The organism is Cohnella rhizoplanae (assembly GCF_948329515.1).
Taxonomy (GTDB): domain Bacteria; phylum Bacillota; class Bacilli; order Paenibacillales; family Paenibacillaceae; genus Cohnella; species Cohnella rhizoplanae.
Genome location: NZ_CAOJCN010000003.1, coordinates 406,744 through 425,967, shown reverse-complemented (window position 1 = coordinate 425,967; position 19,224 = coordinate 406,744). Strand labels below are relative to the sequence as shown.

The window sequence follows — 19,224 nt, the reverse complement described above, 5'->3', positions numbered from 1 at the left end:
ATCATACTCCGATGGCGGGTTTTTCACAACTTGGGCGGGGCAGCCTGGAGGGGAGAATGCGCTAAAATAACAGCCAACAGGCGAACACGGCAGCGAAAAAGCCGACGGCGTCCGAGAACAAGCCGACCTTGAGCGCGTAGCGGGCGTTGCGGATGCCGACGGCGCCGAAATATACCGTCACGACGTAGAGGGTCGTATCGGTACTGCCTTGAACGACGGAGGCAATGCGTCCGATGAGGGAATCGGGGCCGTGCGTTTTGATCAGATCGGTGGCGAACGCGAGCGAGCCCGCGCCCGTAATCGGGCGAAGCAAGCCAAGGGGGAGCACCTCGGCGGGGATGCCGAGCCATGCGAAAAACGGGGCGACCGCGCCGATCAGCACGTCCATCGCGCCGGAGGAGCGGAACATGCTGATGGCGGTCATCATGCCGACGAGATGGGGAATGATGCCGATCGCAGTCTGAAAGCCGTCCTTGGCCCCGTCTACGAACGTCTCGTACACGGGAACCTTGCGGAAAGCGGCGACAAGCGGGATGAGGACGATGAACATGGGGATCGCCCAAGCGGAGAGCGCATGCAAGGCGGCTACCATGGCGGACGCTCCTTTCTCCCTTGGAAGTTCTATAAAGAAACCGGAGGAACGGTATGCGGCGGTATCTTATCAGGAGCGGCCTGAGCAGTCGAAGCAGGCGGCGGCGTCAACGGGGGCACGCGGCGCTCCCTGCGGCGGTACCAGCGGTCCGCAACGATCGCGGCGCCGGTAGATATAGCGGTAGCAAGCAGCGTCGGGCCGATGATATCCGCCGGATGCGCGGAACCGAAGTTCATCCGCACGGCGATCAGCGTCGTCGGGATGATCGTGATGCTGGCCGTATTGAGCGCCAGCAGCGTGCACATGGCCGGCGTCGCCACCGCGGGGTTCGCATTCAGCTTCTGGAGCTCCTGCATCGCGCGGATGCCCATCGGCGTCGCCGCGTTGCCGAGCCCGAGCAGGTTGGCGCTCATATTGGACAAGATGTAGCCAAGCGCGGGATGATCCTTCGGCACGTCCGGGAACAGCCATCGCACGATCGGCGCCATCAGCAGGGACAGCCGCCGCACGATGCCCGACACTTCGGCGATTTTCATCAGGCCCATCCAGAACACGAGGATGCTGATGAGTCCGAAGCAGACGGTCACGCCCGTCTGGGCGCCCGAAAAGGCGGCCTCCGTCACTTGCTGGACGCGGCCGGTGGCAGCGCCGAATATAACGCTAAGCGCGATCATCCCGAGCCATATCCAGTTGACCATAAGACCGCCTCCCTTACTTTGTGCTTAGCCGACTCTAATGAGAACTCGTTCGCATGCGGCAGGCGGAGCCATGCCGGGCCGCAAGCCTGCCGGGGACATTTACGACGACGGCATAGACGTCTCCGGAAGAGGCAGCAGCTCGACCGCGCCGATCCGCTTGCCGTCCAACCAAAATGAGAGTCTGCCGCGGTAACCCAGCCGGTAATCGATCGTCTCCGGGCCGTATAGCGTCATTTTAATCTCAAGCTTGTCCCGTTCGCCCTTACGGAACGGATAGCGAAACGCCGCGGCGGTCACGAACGGATAACCCTTCACCACATCGCCTCTTGCCGCCACCGTCTCTACCGGATAGGCATTGAAACCATAGTCGAGCAGCTTGGCATGATCGTTCCAGTCGTCGCCGTCGTTAAGCGTGACGGCGGCCAGTTGCCGGCCGTTTCTCGTGGCCGAGCTGACGAGCGTCCGCAGCGCCTGCTTCGTATAACCCGTTTTAACTCCGTCCGCGCCCTCGTACAGATTCAGCATTTTATTTTTGTTAACCCAGCGGTAATCCCATTCCTCTCCGGGATTCGGGGCCGTCTTGACCTTGGTGCCGACGATCTCGCGAAAAGTCGGATTATGCAGGGCGTAAGCCGCGAGGCGAGCCATGTCGTTCGCGCTGGCGTAGTGGCCCTTCTGGTCGAGACCGCTGGGATTGGCGAAATGGCTGTGCGTCATGCCGATCTCCTCGGCCTTGGCGTTCATTAAGTATACGAACCCGTCGAGCGAGCCGCCCACGTGCTCCGCGATCGCCGTCGCCGCGTCGTTGCCAGAGCGCAGCATCAGACCGTACAGCATGTCCTTCAGCTTCATCTTCTCTCCGGCCTTCAGATAGATGGAGGATCCTTCCTTGCCGGCAGCCGAGCTGCTAACCGTCACCATGTCGTCAAGATCGCTCTGCTCGATCGCGATGATCGCCGTCATGATCTTGGTCGTGCTGGCGATCAGCATCGGCTCGTCGCCTTGGAAGCTGTAGAGCAGCCGGCCGCTCGCGACGTCGATCAACGCCGCGGCTTTGGCATGCGTGGACGGCTCGCCCGGCACGCTTAGGACCGCAGGCGCGCGGGGCTTGGAGGCGGCCGCCGCCGCTGGTTCGGCATGTATTGCGGACGCCGAAGCGCTATGCGGCGAATATATGGACAACAGCGCCGCGGCGAACAAGACGAACGCCCGGCCGCGGTTGCGCTTTTTGCCTGTCGGTTGAGCTTGCATGAACGGTTCCTCCCTGCGGCTGGTTCAGCCGTCCGTCTCTTCATCGTATGCGGGCATGTCCGCGGTTATGCAGCGGACCGGTGCCGTCGCGGACGTAAAACAAGCGCAAGGCGGGCGCCCTGTCACGGGCAGGCCTTGCGCTTCGTTGGTCCTCCGGCCGGCTGAAGCGTCAGTGCGAATTCGAATTCGGATCCGAGGAGATCGTGGTGATCCGGCGATCCTCGCCCGTCTGCTCGTTGTCTCCCTTGAACATGCGCTGCAGCTTGTCGACCCAAGTCGGAGCGGCATCGATCAGGCGCTCGAACAGATGCGTCTGATTGTCGAGAGGCACGATCTTGACGCCTTGGGCGCCGACGACGAGAAACGCGATCGGGCTGATGGATACGCCGCCGCCGCTGCCGCCGCCGAACGGCATCTGCACGCTGGCGTTGTGGCCGCCCTCCTGGTTTTGACCGTGCTTCTGCTTGGGTTGCTCCTCCATGCCCTGGAACTCGGAGCCGCCGGCCGCGAACCCGAATCCGACCTTGCTGATCGGCAGAATAACGCTGCCGTCCGGTGTCTGTACGGGCTCGCCGACGATCGTGTTGACGTCGACCATTTGCTTGATATTTTCCATTGCGGTCTGCATCAAGCCTTGAATCGGATGTTCGGACATGCTGTCGCTCGCCTCCTATGCTGTATGCTGCGCGGCCATCGGATCTATGATGCCTCCCGCCCGCATAGGGTATCCCCCGATCGTTCGGAATATGTAGCGCCCAGCAAGTATCGTTACATCAGGTCGGCGCCTGGCCGGGAACCGCCCGCCAGTTTTTGTACGCTCTGCGCAGCGCCGAGCCGTACTTGATCCGGGGCAGCAATCGCAGCGCGTGCGCCGCGGCCGTTCCGGCACGGATCCGGAAATCCGCTTCCCATACGATGTTCAGGTCGACGCGGTTGAATTCGGGCTCCACGCGGCCGTGCGGATGCGTCTTGAGCTTCACGAAGCGGTCGAGCACGCCCGCCGCGATCCCCATGACCGACCAGCACACGCCGGTCGCGACCCCCGTCGACGCCGCGTCGCCCGTGCCGATCCGGATATCCAAGCGATAACGCGTGCATTCGATTTTGCGCAGCCCTTCGAGCATCCAAGGCTTGAGCCTGCGCACGGACACCAGCATTTCCCTGGCCGCCAGGCGCAATCGCCCCAGGCTTTTCATGTTGATCAGCTTCCCGGGCCGCCGCCCCGTCTGATTTTCCGCGCCGTCCGCATCCGTCTGGTTTTTCATATGGAAGGTCAACCCCGTCCTGGACAGACCGATCGTCGGAATTTCCATTTTGAAACGATATAATCCGTACAGCACGTGTACGATAACAATCAGCTGATCGAGCTTTCCGCTGCGGGAATAGCGGACCCGGACACGGACGAAGGACAGACACGCGGCAGCGACGACGACTGTTAGCAGGCATCCGGCCGCTATCCAATACCAAAAAACCATACGCTCCCCCCGCCTTTCGCATGGGGATAGTATGGCCTCGGCACATGGGTTCATGCGCATAAAATAGATTAGAATTCCCAATCGTCGCTCTGCGGCGCGGCCGCCGGCGCACGCTCTCTCTGGACGTTCTCGCGGTAATCGCGGTCCTCCCGGTTAGACCCGCTCTCGTCGTTCGCTTCGTCGCGATCCAGGATCGGGTTCGGCTCCGGTCCGTCCTCGTCGTCCGCAGGCAGCCCGGCGAGCAGCGCACGGTCCAGGTCGTCGAGCGAGAGCTGCCTTCCTTCGATCCGCTCGAACAGCATGCGCGTACGCTCTTCCATATCGTCGTCCGTCTCCGTCGCGACCGGGTCGGGCAGATCCGCGATGCCGGACAAGCCGAAGTAATCGAGAAAAGCCTTTGTCGTCCCGTACAGGATCGGACGGCCGATCTGCTCGGCACGCCCGACTTCCTCGATCAAGTCCTTGGCGACGAGCGTCTGCAGCGGCCTCTCCGCCTTGACGCCGCGAATCTCCTCGATCTCGACGCGTGTGATCGGCTGGCGGTAAGCGACGATGGATAGCGTCTCTAGCGCCGCCTGGGATAGTGGCGTCCTCGCGGGCGAATACGCGAGCTTTTCGAAGTACGCCGCATGCTCGGGCGCCGTCGTGAGCCGGTAGGTGCCGGCGATCTCAGCGATGCGGATGCCCCGCTTGCGGCGCACCAGATCCTTTTGCAGATCCTTCACGATGTCGGTGACCACGTCGCCGTCCACTTCGACGATGTCCGCGATCGTTTTTTTGGTCAAGCCGTCTTCGCCCGCGACGAACAACAGCCCTTCAAGTACCGACTTCAAGGTCGAATAATCCATCGTCGTCGGCCTCCCTTCCCGTCCACGTCAGCACGATCTCGTCGAACAATCCGCTCTGGTGGCAGCTGACCCAGCGTCGCTTCATGAGTTCAAGCACGGCGAGGAACGTCGCCACGATCTCCTCGCGTACCGGCGCATCGCCGACGAGCTGGGAGAACATGACCTTGGCCTCTCCCGCCGCGCCGCGCTTCTTGAGCACCGACATGATGTCGCGGATCTTATCCTTGACGGAGATCTCGTCCCGCTGGATCGCAGAGACGCGCCTGCGTCCCGCCGCTCGCCTGAGCGCCTTGCGGAACGCGCGGACCAGGTCGTCGACGTGCAGTCCCTCGACGGGATTGCGCTTGACCTGCGGCTCGAAAGGCGAAAGATCGTAAGGCTCGCGCGTGAACACCAGGCTGCGCTCGAGCTCATGCTCGCGCAGCTGCCCGGCGATGGCCTTGTACTTGCGGTACTCGATCAGCTTGCGGATGAGCTCCTCGCGGGGATCCTCGCCGAAGTCGTCCGACTCGGTCAGCCAAGGCTCGTCCGTGACCGGCGGCTTGGGGAGTAGCTGCCTGCTCTTCATCGAGAGCAGCGTAGCGGCCATGACGAGAAATTCGCTCGTCACGTCCAGCTCCAGCTCCGTCATCGCCTCGAGATAGGACATATATTGATCGGTAATATCGCTGATCGATATGTCTTCGATGGCGATCTCCGCCTTGTCGATCAAGTGGAGCAGCAGATCGAGCGGGCCTTCGAACGTTTCCAGTTTGTACAATACGGTCGTGCCGATGTTCATTCACCCTTCCCGCGAGTTGCGCAGACAGCCGATCGGGACGGAAGGCGAAGGCGCGCCGCGCCTTCGTCCGCCGTCCCGTCCCATACGTGCTGGAGATCGATCAGCCTTGCAGCGCCCGCGTCAGGTTGGCCATCTCGATCGCGGTCGCCGCGGCCTCCCAGCCTTTGTTGCCGGCCTTCGTGCCCGCGCGCTCGATCGCCTGCTCGATGCTGTCGACGGTCAGCACGCCGAACACCGTCGGCACGCCCGTCTTCAGTCCGACGGCGGCCACGCCCTTGGCGGCTTCGTTGCACACGTAGTCAAAGTGCGGGGTCGAGCCGCGGATGACGGCGCCAAGCGTGATGACGGCGTCGTACTTGCCGCTCTCGGCCATCTTCTGCGCGATCAGCGGAATCTCGAACGCCCCGGGCACCCAGGCGACCTCCACTTCGTGGTCCTCGGCGCCGTGACGCTTGAACGCGTCGAGCGCGCCGCTCAGCAGCTTGGAGGAGATAAATTCATTGAAGCGTCCGACGACGACGCCGTATTTTAAACCTTGGGAGATCAGATTGCCTTCATATACGAATGCCATTTCTATCATCCTCTCTTCGGCGCGAGGCCGGTCTGTTCATTTTGTTCGATCGTCGGGATCGGGACGAGCGGCTGCTCCAGGTCCTCCGCGAAGGAGAGCAGATGCCCCATCTTGGAGCGCTTCGTTCTCAAGTACGATTTATTGTCTTCGTTCTCGGTCATCTGGATCGATACGCGCTCCACGATCTCCAGCCCGTAGCCCTCGAGCCCGCGGATCTTGCGCGGATTGTTCGTGAGCAGCCGGATGCGGCGGACGCCGAGATCCTTGAGGATCTGCGCGCCGATGCCGTAGTCCCTCAGATCGGGGGCGAATCCCAATTTAATATTCGCTTCGACCGTGTCCAATCCTTCTTCCTGCAGCTGATATGCGCGAAGTTTGTTCAGCAGGCCGATGCCCCGCCCTTCCTGGCGCATGTACAGGAGAATGCCCCGCCCTTCTCGGGCGATCTGGCGCAAGGCGGCCTCGAGCTGCGGTCCGCAGTCGCAGCGGTGCGAGTGGAAGATATCGCCGGTGAGGCATTCGGAATGAACGCGGAGCAGGACGGGCTCGCTGTCGTCGATGACGCCTTTGACGAGCGCCACATGCTCCTTGTTGTCGACCTCGTTGGAATAGGCCACCATCTCAAAATCGCCGAAGTCCGTCGGCATGCGCACCGACACCTCGCGCTTCACGAGCTTTTCCTTGTCGTTGCGGTAGCGGATCAGGTCGCGGATGGAGATCAGCTTCAGGTCGTACTCCTGGGCAAAAAGCTGCAGGTCGGGCAGGCGCGCCATCGTCCCGTCTTCCTTGATCACCTCGCAGATGACGGCGGCCGGCTCGGAATCGCAGAGGATCGCGAGATCGACGGCCGCTTCCGTGTGTCCGGAACGCCGCAGCACGCCGCCCTTTTTCGCGATCAGCGGAAAAATATGGCCCGGCTTGCGGAAATCGCCCGCCTTGGACGCCGGATCGATGAGTCCCTTCACGGTCATCGCCCGCTCGAAGGCGGATATGCCTGTCGTCGTGGAGACGTGGTCGACGGATACCGTGAATGCCGTTCCGTGATAATCCGTATTGTGGCTCACCATCGGCGGCAGCTCCAACTGTTCGGCCCGCTCCTGGGTGATCGGCGCGCAGACGAGCCCGCGTGCCTTCGTGATCATGAAGTTGATCACTTCCGGCGTCGCCATCTCCGCGAGCGCGATCAGGTCGCCCTCGTTCTCCCGGTCTTCGTCGTCCACGACCAAGACCATCTTGCCTTGCTTCAGATCCTCGAGCGCCGCTTCGATCGTATCGAATCCCGATTCCGTCATGGCTGGTTCCCCCTTTTTCTTGCGTATCAGAAGCCGAATTCTCTCAGCTTCGCTTCAGTGAGCCCGGATGACGCAGCAGCCGCAGTCTGGACAGCGGGCTGGCTTCCGTGCCTGTCGTGCAGCAGATGATCGATATATTTGCCTAAAATGTCGTTTTCCACGTTCACCGTATCGCCCGGACGCTTGTGCTCAAGCGCCGTCTGCGCCAGCGTATGCGGGATGATCGACACGGTCAGCGTCCCCGACGTCCGTTCCGCCGATACGACCGTCAGGCTGATGCCGTCCAGCGTGATCGAGCCCTGCGGCACGACGAGGCGCATCAGATGCGTCTGCTCGGGGCGAAGCCGGAACACGACGGCGTTCGCTTCGGGCGTGCGCGACACGATCGTCGCGGTTCCGTCGACGTGTCCCTGGACGATATGTCCGCCGAAGCGGCCGCCGGCGAGCATGGCGCGCTCGAGATTGACGGGCTCGCCCGGCGTCAGCTTTTTGAGGTTCGTATGCCTGTAAGTCTCCGGCATGACGTCCGCGCTGAAGCTGGCGCCGTTATACGAGACGACCGTGAGGCACACGCCGTTCACGGAGATGCTGTCGCCGAGCTTCACGTCTTCGAGTACCTTGCGCGCCGATATCGTCAGCACGAGCGCTTCGCCGCGGCTCTCGATCCGCTGCAGCTTGCCGATCTCTTCGATGAGTCCCGTGAACATTCGCTAACCCCCTTCTCCGCGCCGCTCGGGATAGCCGGTCACGCACCAGTCTTCCCCGTAGCGCTCGATGGACACGATCCTGATATTCGCCGCGTCTCCCATCTGTTCGGGTCCGCTGAACGCGAATCCCGAAGGCGCCCCGTCTCCGACGATCTTGGGCGCGTAGAAAAGCATCATCTTGCCGACGAGGCCCGCTTCGAGCAGCGAACCGTTAAGCACGCCGCCGCCCTCGGCCAGGACCGACCCGATACCGCGTTCGCCGAGCGCCTTGAGGCCGGCGGTCAGGTCGACGCGCGGTCCCGGACCGCAGCGGACGACTTCGGCACCCGCCGCGGCGAGCCGCTGTACGGCATCCTCTTCCGCCTCGTCCGTCGTAAGCACGACGGTCGGGGCCGCGGCGTTCAGAACCCGCGCGCCGGGCGGCGTGCGCAGGCGCGAATCGACGACGACGCGGACGGGATTAAGCCCCGGCACCGCGAGCCGGGTCGTCAGCTCCGGATCGTCCGCCAGGACGGTCCCCGCGCCGACCATGATCGCCTGATGACGATGCCGGAGCGTATGGACGGCCTCGCGGGACGATGGCCCGGTGATCCAGCGGCTGTGGCCGGTCCGCGTAGCGATGCGCCCGTCGAGCGTCAGCGCCGTCTTCACGGTCACGAACGGTATGCCCGTGACTATGAAGTGGTTGAACGCCTCGTTGAGCGCCCTGGCCTCGTCGCCCAGGAGCCCGACGTCGACCTCGATGCCGCTGGCGCGGAGCCTGGCGATGCCGCTGCCCGCCACGAGCGGGTTCGGATCCTCGGTCGCCACCACGACCCGCCGCACGCCCTCCGCGATCAGGCGGTCGCTGCAAGGCGGCGTCCTGCCGTAATGGCTGCACGGCTCCAGCGTGACGTACGCCGTGGCGCCGGCAGCCTCGCTGCCCGCCATGTTGAGCGCGTGCACCTCCGCATGCGCTTCGCCCCGCTTCAGATGGGCGCCGATCCCGACGATGCGTCCTTCCTTGACGACGACGCATCCGACCATCGGATTGACTCCCGTCTGGCCGGCCGCCCCGGCCGCGGTCTGAAGCGCGAGGCGCATGTAGAATGCGTCGTTCAGCAGCTCCATTCCTGTTGTCACTCCTTTTGTAGACTTGCTAGGCAACGCAAAAACCCCGGAGAGGCAATCTCCGGGGTCGAATAGACGCACAGCATCAAACAGACCTGCTGCGTGCAACGGTCGGCGGCAGCCTGAATTCAAGCGGCATATCGGCAGCCTCATGATTGTGAATTGTAGCACAAACACAACATCAAGTAACCGGAAACCCAAGATTCAAGACCTGCTGCCAAACGCATCATCACGCGATCGGCCGTGCTGCGCTTCCTTCTCCCATCCAGACTGTAACTGTCGGTCCCGGAATCTCACCGGGTCCACCGCCTCGCGCCTTCATCGGTATGGATAGCGCGCTAACGCGGGTCACGGACTGACGGCTGTTCCCACCGATATGTAATGCCGGAAGGGAATGCCGATCACCGCCGGTGGGGAATTGCACCCCGCCCCGAAGGTAAGCCGCGCCACGGCATGCAGCCGCGACGTTGAAAAAAATTGTAACACTCCACCGCGAAAATAGCAAGCATAATTCTGACAGTTTAACTCGGATTAGCCGTCCCCTCGATAAAACCGAATCAACTCGTGCCGGGCGTGCCGTTTAGACAATACGAAAAGACCCGCTCCTTCCCGGAGCGGGTCGCTCGCTTTTGCAAATGAACCTAAGCGATTACTCGGTAACCGCGATGGACTCGAACTTGTCGCCGCCGCGAAGCGCATCGACATGCTCCATGCCGGACACGACCTTGCCGAATACGGTGTGGACGCCGTCCAGGTGCGGCTGCGGCGCATACACGATGTAGAATTGGCTGCCGCCCGTGTTCTTGCCGCGGTGAGCCATCGCGAGCGCGCCGCGCTCGTGCTTGTTCGGGTTGATCTCGCAGTCGATCTCGTAGCCCGGACCGCCGGTACCGTTGCCGTTGGGGCAACCGCCCTGGGCGACGAAGCCCGGAATGACGCGGTGGAAGCTCAGGTTATTATAGAAGCCCGTGTTGGCCAGCTTTTCGAAGTTGGCTACCGTGTTGGGGGCATCCTTGTCGAACAGCTCGACGACGACTTCGTTTCCGTTTGCCAGTTTGATCGTGGCTTGCTTGGACATGGGGATCAACGCTCCTTCAATTTCTCTGTTCTGGACTCGTCCCATCATACTACATTTTGCGAAAAAAGGAAAAAGACCGCCGCGGGGAAGCGATAGGCTTCCGACGCGCGGTCCGGAATCGAGTATTTAATAATCTCGGTCAACAAGCCGGGGCTCGTATCAGCCGACGACCGCTTGCTTCTTCAGACGCTCCGGCAGCAAGTCGTTGCGGGCGATGTCCTCGAACGATTCGCGCGCCACGACCAAGTCGGCTTGTCCGTCCTTCACGAAGACGACCGCGGGACGGCGAATGCGGTTGTAGTTGCTCGCCATCGCGTAGTTATAAGCGCCGGTGCAGAACACGGCGAGCAGGTCGTCGGACTTCACGGCCGGCAGCTTGAGATCCCAGATGAGCATGTCGCCGCTCTCGCAGCACTTGCCCGCGACGGAGACGAGCTCGACAGCCTCGTCTTCGGGACGGTTCGCGAGCACGGCCTCATACTTGGACTCGTACAGCGCAGGACGCGGGTTATCCGTCATTCCGCCGTCGACGGCGATATATTTGCGCACGCCGGGGATGTCCTTGCTCGTGCCGACCGTGTACAGCGTCGTGCCGGCATCGCCGACGATGCTGCGGCCCGGCTCGACCCAGATCTCGGGCAGCGGATAATCGGCCGCGGTGAACGAAGAGATGATGGCGCCCGTAATCGCCTGGACGTAGGTCGCTACCGGCAGCGGCGTATCGCCTTCGACGTAACGGATGCCGAAGCCGCCGCCCAGGTTGATGACGGAGAACGTCTTGTCCAGCTTCGTACGCACTTCGAGCGCGAACGACGCCACCTTTTCGACCGCCATGCGGAAGCCCTCGACCTCGAAGATCTGCGAGCCGATGTGCGAATGCACGCCGAGCAGGTTCAGCTGCGGCTGGCGAAGCGCGTCTTCGACGGCGCGGAGCGCCGTGCCGTTGCCGATGTCGAAGCCGAACTTCGAGTCCTGCTGGCCCGTGGAGATATAGTCGTGCGTATGCGCCTCTACGCCGGGCGTCACGCGCAGCAGGATGTTAACCTTCCGGCCGCGCTCGGCGGCGATGGCGTTCAGCAGCGCGAGCTCCGTGAAGTTGTCGACGACGAAGCAGCCGATGCCAGCGTTCAGCGCCATCTCGATCTCGTCCGGCGTCTTGTTGTTGCCATGGAAGTGGATGCGCTCCGGCGGGAAGCCGGCTTGAAGCGCCGTGTACAGCTCGCCGTCCGAGACGACGTCCAGGCTCATGCCCTCTTCCTCCGCGACGCGGCACATGGCCATGACGCAGAATGCCTTGGAGGCGTAGGCCACCTGGAACTTCAGGCCGGTCGCCTTGAAGGCTTCGACGTACTCTCGTGCGCGCTGGCGCACGAGCGCTTCGTCGACGACGTACAGCGGCGTGCCGAACTTCGCGGCCAGGTCGAGCGTATCGACCCCTCCGATCTCGAGATGTCCCTTATCGTTGATGCGGCTGGTACCGTGGAAGTACATGTATGATTTCCCCTTTTCGGACTGGAATTGCGAACGCGGCGTACAAGGCGCGGCACGTCGAGTGCTGTCGCCCCTACGCAATAACCTGAGTATATCCCAGTTCGCGATCCGGGGAAATGGAGGAATCTGCGCATCATTTGCATTCCTTCGCGCAGCCGCGCCGCGGCTGTTCAGACCGGCTGCTTGTCGCTTTGCTTCGTTCTGTAGATCGATGGCCGCAATCGACTCTTTGGCAGCGGCTTTCGCAGCAAGACACTGAGCATCGCGGGTCCGTTGAACGGTATGAATGGCCACATATACGGCGTGTTGTAGGAGCGGATCATAACCAGACCGATCAGCATGAGCGTAGCGCCGGCCACGAACCCCGGGAGCTGGAACAGGTAGACGGCGAACAGCAGCACCAGCCGCACAATACGGTTGGCCAGGCCCAGCTCGTAGCTTGGCGTCGCGAACGTTCCGATCGCGGCGACCGCCATGTAGAGAATGACCTCGTTGATGAACAGACCGGTCTTTACCGCGATATCCCCGATCAGGATCGCCGATACAAGGGACATGGCGGTCACCAGCGGCGTCGGCGTATGGACGGCGGCCAGACGCATCAGATCCACGCCTATCTCGACCAGCAGGAACTGAATGACGAGCGGCAGGTCGCCGGTCTTGTCGGCGCCGAGAAACCACAGCCATTGCGGACGAAGCTCCGGCGATTCCGCATACATGTACCACAGCGGCATCAAGAACATGGACGCGAGTATCCCGAAAAATCGAATCCACCTGAGATAGGAGCCGATAAACGGATTCTGCCGGTTCTCCTCGGCGTGCTGGATCAAGTCGAAATAGGTGGTCGGCAGCATCATGACGCTCGGAGACGTATCGACCAGCACCGTCACGCTTCCGTCGAGCAGGTGAGACGCGACCACGTCGGGCCGTTCGGAATAGCGGACGAGCGGAAAAGGATGCCACCCCGTCTTGACCGTCACTTCCTCGAGCTGCTTGTCCGCGAGGGGAATGCCGTCGACTTTGACCGCCTTGATCTTGTCCCTGACCGACTCGACGAGTTTGGTATCGGCGATATCATCGATGTAGGCGATCGCGACATCCGTCTGCGTGCGCTCGCCGACCTTCGTGATCTCGAAGCGAAGCTGCGGATCGCGCAGCCGGCGGCGAATCAAGCCGACGTTGGTCAATATGCTTTCGGTGAAGCCGTCCTTGCTGCCGCGCACGACTTTTTCAAGTTCGGGCTGCTCCGGCTGGCGGCCCGGATACTGCTTGGCGTCGAGCAGCAGCACTTTGGGCTCTCCGTCCACGTAAAAGGCGGCATTGCCCATCAGCACGTCGTTAATCATCTCGGTGAACGACTCGCCTTTGCGGATTTGAATCGAGGGAACGTAAAATTTCAAAAAGCTTTCCAGCGCGTCATGGTTGATATCATCCGGCGTGAGGTAGGACAGGCGCTTTAAAATCTCGGTGAGCGCCGTATCCTTGGCGAAGCTGCTCAAGAACAGCAGACCGGTCCGGCATCCGCCGAACGTCATGTCCCTCACTTGGACGTCGAACGACTTTTCAAGACCGAGCGTTCGCTTGATTTTGTCCAGCCATTCGTCCATATGGTCGGGAATCCGATCTTCAGCGTTTTCGGACCTTTGCTCATCCTTGGCTTTTTTACTCGAGCCGTCTTCCCGCTGTGGCTCGTGCCTTGCGAACTTATCTTTCCCCGTTCGTCTAGAACCGCGGGGTTCGACCGGTATCAAGGGCCGGATGGCAGGCCCAGGCCCCTTTCCTTCTTTCGGTTCGTTGCCGGGCGGCAGTCCGCCCTCTCTGTTCAGATCCATGCTGCCGTGTTCCGTCGTATCCATGCTTGTCCCTCCATTCAGTCGTGCATCGGCTGAAACAACAGCCAGTCCGCCAGAGAACCCGCTACTTTGCCGAGGACCATGGCCAGCAGCAGCAACAATAAATACCGATTCAGTCGAAGTCGCTTGGCGACGATGGGAATCACGTTCAATACCTCGGTCAGCGCCGCCGCCAGCATCCCTACGAATACGCCCTGGAATACCGCCGGCGCGACCAGCCACCCCTTTCCCAAGGATAGCCGCCAGTCGAACAGGTCGGCGCAATTGAAACCGATGACCCCGGCCAGCAGCGCCGATTCGAAAATCGCCGAACGCCGGTAGGCGCGCGTCAGTTGCACGAGTCTGGGTATGAGGTCAAGCACGATCAACAGCGCCACGAAGGCGCTCCCTACCGCGAACCCGCCGGAAAGTCCGACGATCGCTACGAGTATTTCGCCCCCGAGCTCACGCATCCGGGCCGTCCTCCCGCTGTCTCGTTTTTGCGTATTCCTGCGTGATGACGTAATGGTTCACGTTTTGCTGATACATGAACATCTCGACTTCAAGCGGGTTCGGTTCGTCGTTCAAGCGCTTGCGGAAGACCCGGTTGAAAAAGATGAGCATGCCGAGGCCGACGCCGAGCGAATAAGGAACCTCGAACAGCCAGGCATGCCGATCGGGACGGCCCGTCAGCAGCTCGACGATCCGCCGCTGCACGACCGGCATGTCGACGTCCGCATGGAAGTTCATGATGGCCATGCCCGACCCGAAAAAGAGCAGCAGCCAAGCCGCGACCAGAAGCAAATATCGAGGCTTGACCTTTCCTTCGGACGTCACTTCCAACAGAACGTGCGGCTCCCCGAAGGTTTCGACCGTGAGCGAAGGATCCAGCCGGCGGATCAGGCGGACGATCTGCAGCATATCGATCATGAGCAGATTGCCGTCTTCCGGACGCATTTTCCAGATGACCAACTTCCCGATTCGATCCTCGTAGCGGCTATCCGCCTCGATCGAGGCAATGTCGCCGAGCGTGATGATCGCTCCAGGCATCACGTCGACGCGCCTCCGCAAGCGCAAATATACGATGCCGTCTCCCAACCGCCACACCTCCAGCGATCGTTTCAACGTAGTATGAGGCAATGAATGACATCCCATCCCCGCAAGCGCAAAAAGACCGCGCGCCCGCAAAGCGGGAGCACGGTCTTGGCACAGCTTCGTTTAAAATGCTTGAGCTAAAGCTTACTGCGCGATTTGTTCTTTGATGCTCTGCAGAATCTTCTTCTCCAGCCGGCTCACCTGTACCTGCGAGATGCCCAGCCTGCCTGCGACCTCCGACTGCGTCTGGTCCCGGAAGTACCGCAGGTATACGATTAGCCGCTCCCGCTCCGACAACGCCTGGATCGCCTGCGTCAGCGCGAGCTTGTCGAACCACTTCTCCTGCGCGTCGTCCGAGATCTGATCCATAAGCGTGATCGGGTCGCCGTCATTTTCGAACACCGTCTCGTGGATCGACGTCGGCGGCTTGTTGGCCTCCTGCGCGAATACGATTTCTTCGGGCGTGACGCCCAGACGCTCCGCGACCTCGCCGATCGTAGGCTGTCTTCCAAGCACCTTGGACAGCTCGTCCTTCGTCTTGCGCACGCGTCCCGCCATTTCCTTCAGCGAACGGCTGACCTTGAGCGTGCCGTCGTCCCGCAGAAAGCGTTGAATCTCTCCGATAATCATCGGCACCGCATAAGTAGAGAACTTGACCTCGTAGGAGAGGTCGAACTTGTCCACGGATTTGAGCAGCCCGATGCATCCGATCTGAAAAAGGTCGTCCGGATCGTATCCTCTTCCTGCGAAGCGCTGCACGACCGACCATACGAGACGGATATTGCTCGACACCAGCGTGTCGCGTGCGGACATATCGCCCGATTGACTAAGCGCGATGAGCCGTTTGACCTCCGCATCTTCAAGATAACCCGGCGGCGAAGATCGTTTCCATTCGATATCCATGCCCCCAACCCCTGCCGCGGTATTAGTTGAACAATGCTTTTTTGGACTCGATCCGCTTCTTCATCTTGAGACTCGTGCCTTGACGGGGCGCGCTCGTCGCCTCGAATTCGTCCATAAAGTTTTCCATGATCGTAAAGCCCATGCCGGATCGCTCCAGCTCCGGTCGCGAAGTGAACAACGGCTGACGCGCGATATCCAGGTCTTCGATGCCCCGGCCTTCGTCGCGGATAAGAATCGAGATCGTATCCCGCTCGATCTGGACCTCCAGATGCACGATGCCGGAGGGGTCGTTGTCGTAGCCGTGGATAATAGAGTTAGTGACCGCTTCCGACACGACGGTCTTGATGTCGTTGATCTGATCCATCGTCGGATCGAGCTGGGACACGAACGCCGCGACGGCGACCCGCGCGAACGCTTCATTCTCAGATCTTGCTGCAAAGGAGAGCTTCATATGATTGTCGATGCTCATGATACGACCTCCAGACCGGCCAGCGCCGAGCGCTCAGTATCGTAGAACGAAAGAATCTTGTACAAACCGGACAGCTCGAAAAGCCGCTTGACGTTGTCGTGCGCGTCGCAGACGACCATGCGGCCGCCGCGTCCTTTAACGAGCTTGTACCGGCCCAGTACGACCCCCAGTCCGGAGCTGTCCATGAATTGCAGGTCTCTTAGACTGAGCACCACATGGTCGCATCTGCCGCGCAGTATCGCATCCTCCATCTTGAAGCGGACGATATCCGCCGTATGATGGTCCAATTCTCCTCTCAAGCGAACGATGAGCACGTTGCGCTGCTGCTCCAGTTCCACCTGCAAGCTCATTTCCGATTCTCCTCTCATGCGCCTTCAAGTTTATGGTAGATGCATATCATTCTACGACGCTCCCTCCCATTCCTGCCCTCCGACAAAACTAGAAGAAGCCTTTGAAAAGGCGACAAAATACGCAAAGAAGCGGAGACGAATGTTCGCCCCGCCGCCTTGCATGTCTTCATTTTCCGCCTAGAAACAGCTTACCGGTCGATCGCTTCAGCAACGTCCAATAACCCGCTCTGTCGATGTGCTGCGGCGCTTCGATCGGGAATTCCGCGAGCACCTCGTTGCCCCTGTATACGATCAGCTTGCCGACCTGCTGGCCAGCCGTTACCGGCGCCATCACCTTGTCCTGGAGCGCCACCTCGTGACGAATTTCCTTGCCGCCTACGCCCTTTCGCACGAGCACGCTGTAAGAATGCTTGGCCACGATCGGCATCTCCGCCGACTCGCCCTTCTCGATCTTCAGCGTGCCGATCGTGTCGCCCGTCTTGTAGATCTGCACGTTCGAATATTGTGCAAATGCGTAGTCGAGCAGCTTGGATACCTCGGCATTGCGCGTCTTCGTATTGGGCTCGCCCATGACGACGACGATCATGCGAAGGTTGTCGCGCTTGGCCGTCGCCGACAAACAGAACTTCGCCTCGCTCGTAAACCCCGTCTTGAGGCCGTCCGCGCCGGGATAGAAGCGCACCAGCTTGTTCGTGTTGACGAGCCAGAACGGCTTCTCCTTATCTTTGCGGAGGTAATCCTGATAGGCGCCCGTGTACTTCGTAATCTCCGGGTGCTTGAGCAGCTCGCGCGACATCACCGCGATATCGTGCGCGGACGATACATGACCCGCAGCCGGCAGACCGTTGCAATTCGCGAACCGCGTATCCTTCATGCCAAGCTCTTCCGCACGTTTGTTCATCATTTTGACGAACTCTTGCTCGCTGCCGGCCAGCTTTTCCGCCAGCGCCACCGAAGCGTCGTTGCCGGACGCCATCGCCACGCCCTTGAGCATATCGTTCACGGTCATCTGCTCGCCAGGCTCCAGGAAGATTTGCGACCCGCCCATCGATGCCGCATATTCGCTGGTGGACACGGTGTCAGTGAGCTTAATCCTGTCGTCGTCGATCGCTTCCATGACCAGCAGCATCGTCATGATCTTGGTGATGCTCGCTGGCGGCAGCGCCGAATGACTGTTTTTCTCGTAGACGACGGTGCCGCTGTCCGCGTCCATGAGCACGGCGGAGCGGGCATTGGCGGCCAGGTCCGTCTGCGGACCTCCGGACGGAGCGGCGCTCTCCTTGGCCCATGCCGATGCCGGCAGCAACAGCGAAGCCGCGACGCTCAGCGCGAGCGCCTTTCCCCAAGGACGACTTAGAAGTTTACGTTGTTGGTGACTCAAGAATGATGTCCCTCCTGGCGGCCGGCCGAATCCGGCCTGAGATCGTCTTGAGACCTAGTGTGCCCGCAGCATCTGCATCATATTCCAGGTTGTGGGGCGAATCCCGAAAACCGCTTGGGCGAGGAAAATCAGCGGAAGGAAAGTGATTTTATTTATTGTGTAATATATGTAATAAATTGGTTTCAGCGGGCGGGAATATAACCGCGAAATGCGTTTCCGGGCTTATCCCCTTCACTCAATTACCGATCAAAAACAAAGACCATTAGATTATTACAGGTTGACAACATGGTCCACAAGAAGGATAAAATACATGGTCCACAAGAAGGAAAAAACTTAAGCTGCCCAATAACGATTCGGAACCCTGGCCCTTGGTCTCGTCAGTTGTCTGTATGTAATGGTCATGGTGGAGCCGCATAACCTCATGAGATACCAAAGCAGGCCTTGACCAGAACGATTGATATTGTATACGAATGCTTGCTGATTCAAATAAGCCTGAAGGTGCTTGGGTCCCAGTCCCTGCAGCGTATGATCGAACCAATGCATGGCCTTCATTAGGATCGCGGATAACGGCTTAAAGCTCTTCATTCCGCGGTAGGCGAATGTTTTTACCCTTTTAAAGTCGACCTCCGCATGAAACTCCGAAAATACATCGTATACATATCTGGTCAACAAGCGCGACTTGCCTACCACGCTCAAATCCATTTGTACCATCTTAACGAACTGGATCTCCTCGCCATCCAGCTCAGCCCCGATGACGATAGGTTGGTCCGTCGGCTCGGTCACGAGACTCGAGAAACATCTCCAGCCATAAACGCCGCCAGTCACGGCCACGGAGCCAGACAGCTTACTTTCTTCCGCCACCAGCGTCAACGCGTCGCGCAGCTTGTGACCGATCAACCAAGCAGTCTTATAGGTCACGCCCAGTACCTCGGACAGTTCGACGGACGTCGCCTCTTCGCCAATCCAGAGCATCGCTCTAAACCAGAGTCGCAACGGCGTCCTCGTTCCGTGCATGACCGTTCCCGCAGTAATCGAGGTCTGCAGTCGACAGGAAGAGCAGACGTATAGCGGGTGCTTGCGCGTACGGCTGACCGAGCAATGCGGATAGTTGCAGGCGGGGCAACGAAAACCGTGCGGCCAGCGCGCCTGGTACAGCGCCTCTATGCATTGCTCCTCCGTCCATGTTTCCCAAGATCCTTTAGGAACTACGATCGGAAGCATACTAGCCCTCCTTAATCAAAACGAGAACTTATGTTCCTATTTTATCAAGGTGAAACTCATATTGTCAACGCCTTCCAGAAAA

21 protein-coding genes and 1 riboswitch are annotated in these 19,224 nt (G+C 60.5%); all 21 genes read right to left on the bottom strand.

The window, feature by feature from the left end; genetic code table 11:
• Positions 1-61: 61 nt before the first annotated feature.
• Entirely contained in the window at positions 62-592 is a 531-nt protein-coding gene (locus PQG80_RS08680; protein ID WP_271750863.1) for a spore maturation protein, read from the bottom strand.
• Positions 593-621: 29 nt separating this feature from the next.
• The gene (locus PQG80_RS08675) at positions 622-1,290 is read right to left on the bottom strand and encodes a nucleoside recognition domain-containing protein (protein WP_271750862.1); all 669 of its coding nucleotides are present in this window, start codon (positions 1,288-1,290) and stop codon (positions 622-624) included.
• 99 nt (positions 1,291-1,389) lie between these two features.
• Complete coding sequence (locus PQG80_RS08670) at positions 1,390-2,541, bottom strand: D-alanyl-D-alanine carboxypeptidase family protein (RefSeq protein ID WP_271750861.1); 1,152 nt, start codon at positions 2,539-2,541, stop codon at positions 1,390-1,392.
• 169 nt (positions 2,542-2,710) lie between these two features.
• Positions 2,711-3,196 carry a GerW family sporulation protein gene (gene ytfJ, locus PQG80_RS08665; RefSeq protein WP_271750860.1) on the bottom strand — a complete coding sequence of 162 codons (486 nt, stop codon included), beginning with the start codon at positions 3,194-3,196 and terminating at the stop codon, positions 2,711-2,713.
• A gap of 118 nt (positions 3,197-3,314) precedes the next feature.
• Entirely contained in the window at positions 3,315-4,016 is a 702-nt protein-coding gene (locus PQG80_RS08660; protein ID WP_271750859.1) for a DUF2953 domain-containing protein, read from the bottom strand.
• A gap of 68 nt (positions 4,017-4,084) precedes the next feature.
• Positions 4,085-4,864, bottom strand: a complete 780-nt coding sequence (gene scpB, locus PQG80_RS08655; protein WP_432432732.1) for an SMC-Scp complex subunit ScpB — start codon at positions 4,862-4,864, stop codon at positions 4,085-4,087.
• The gene (locus PQG80_RS08650) at positions 4,833-5,645 is read right to left on the bottom strand and encodes a segregation and condensation protein A (protein WP_271750858.1); all 813 of its coding nucleotides are present in this window, start codon (positions 5,643-5,645) and stop codon (positions 4,833-4,835) included. The genes scpB and PQG80_RS08650 overlap by 32 nt, the downstream gene beginning before the upstream one ends.
• 100 nt (positions 5,646-5,745) lie before the next feature.
• Positions 5,746-6,216 carry a 6,7-dimethyl-8-ribityllumazine synthase gene (gene ribH / locus PQG80_RS08645; protein ID WP_217592710.1) on the bottom strand — a complete coding sequence of 157 codons (471 nt, stop codon included), beginning with the start codon at positions 6,214-6,216 and terminating at the stop codon, positions 5,746-5,748.
• A gap of 5 nt (positions 6,217-6,221) precedes the next feature.
• Positions 6,222-7,508: a bifunctional 3,4-dihydroxy-2-butanone-4-phosphate synthase/GTP cyclohydrolase II gene (locus tag PQG80_RS08640; protein WP_271750857.1), complete on the bottom strand. Its 1,287-nt coding sequence runs from the start codon at positions 7,506-7,508 to the stop codon at positions 6,222-6,224.
• Positions 7,509-7,534: 26 nt separating this feature from the next.
• Positions 7,535-8,215: a riboflavin synthase gene (locus tag PQG80_RS08635; RefSeq protein ID WP_271750856.1), complete on the bottom strand. Its 681-nt coding sequence runs from the start codon at positions 8,213-8,215 to the stop codon at positions 7,535-7,537.
• 3 nt (positions 8,216-8,218) lie between these two features.
• A complete protein-coding gene (ribD, locus tag PQG80_RS08630; RefSeq protein WP_271750855.1) occupies positions 8,219-9,325 on the bottom strand; it encodes a bifunctional diaminohydroxyphosphoribosylaminopyrimidine deaminase/5-amino-6-(5-phosphoribosylamino)uracil reductase RibD in 1,107 nt (368 codons plus the stop codon).
• Between the two features lie 249 nt (positions 9,326-9,574).
• A riboswitch (FMN riboswitch) is annotated at positions 9,575-9,767 on the bottom strand.
• Between the two features lie 207 nt (positions 9,768-9,974).
• On the bottom strand, positions 9,975-10,403 hold the full coding sequence (locus tag PQG80_RS08625; RefSeq protein WP_271750854.1) for a peptidylprolyl isomerase: 429 nt from the start codon (positions 10,401-10,403) through the stop codon (positions 9,975-9,977).
• A gap of 159 nt (positions 10,404-10,562) precedes the next feature.
• Positions 10,563-11,894: a diaminopimelate decarboxylase gene (gene lysA, locus PQG80_RS08620; RefSeq protein WP_271750853.1), complete on the bottom strand. Its 1,332-nt coding sequence runs from the start codon at positions 11,892-11,894 to the stop codon at positions 10,563-10,565.
• Positions 11,895-12,064: 170 nt separating this feature from the next.
• Complete coding sequence (locus PQG80_RS08615) at positions 12,065-13,747, bottom strand: spore germination protein (protein WP_271750852.1); 1,683 nt, start codon at positions 13,745-13,747, stop codon at positions 12,065-12,067.
• Between the two features lie 14 nt (positions 13,748-13,761).
• Positions 13,762-14,196, bottom strand: coding sequence for a stage V sporulation protein AB (locus PQG80_RS08610; RefSeq protein WP_271750851.1), 435 nt, complete (start codon positions 14,194-14,196; stop codon positions 13,762-13,764).
• Positions 14,189-14,863: a stage V sporulation protein AA gene (locus tag PQG80_RS08605; protein ID WP_271750850.1), complete on the bottom strand. Its 675-nt coding sequence runs from the start codon at positions 14,861-14,863 to the stop codon at positions 14,189-14,191. The genes PQG80_RS08610 and PQG80_RS08605 overlap by 8 nt, the downstream gene beginning before the upstream one ends.
• A gap of 99 nt (positions 14,864-14,962) precedes the next feature.
• Positions 14,963-15,721, bottom strand: coding sequence for an RNA polymerase sporulation sigma factor SigF (gene sigF, locus PQG80_RS08600; protein ID WP_271750849.1), 759 nt, complete (start codon positions 15,719-15,721; stop codon positions 14,963-14,965).
• A 22-nt stretch (positions 15,722-15,743) separates the two neighbouring features.
• Positions 15,744-16,190 (bottom strand): anti-sigma F factor, encoded by a 447-nt coding sequence (gene spoIIAB, locus PQG80_RS08595; protein ID WP_271750848.1) that lies wholly within the window; start codon positions 16,188-16,190, stop codon positions 15,744-15,746.
• Complete coding sequence (gene spoIIAA, locus PQG80_RS08590) at positions 16,187-16,540, bottom strand: anti-sigma F factor antagonist (RefSeq protein ID WP_271750847.1); 354 nt, start codon at positions 16,538-16,540, stop codon at positions 16,187-16,189. Before spoIIAA ends, spoIIAB begins: the two co-directional genes overlap by 4 nt.
• Before the next feature lie 166 nt (positions 16,541-16,706).
• Complete coding sequence (locus PQG80_RS08585; RefSeq protein ID WP_432432731.1) at positions 16,707-17,921, bottom strand: D-alanyl-D-alanine carboxypeptidase family protein; 1,215 nt, start codon at positions 17,919-17,921, stop codon at positions 16,707-16,709.
• Between the two features lie 333 nt (positions 17,922-18,254).
• On the bottom strand, positions 18,255-19,142 hold the full coding sequence (locus tag PQG80_RS08580; RefSeq protein ID WP_271750846.1) for an IS1595 family transposase: 888 nt from the start codon (positions 19,140-19,142) through the stop codon (positions 18,255-18,257).
• Between the last annotated feature and the right edge of the window lie 82 nt (positions 19,143-19,224).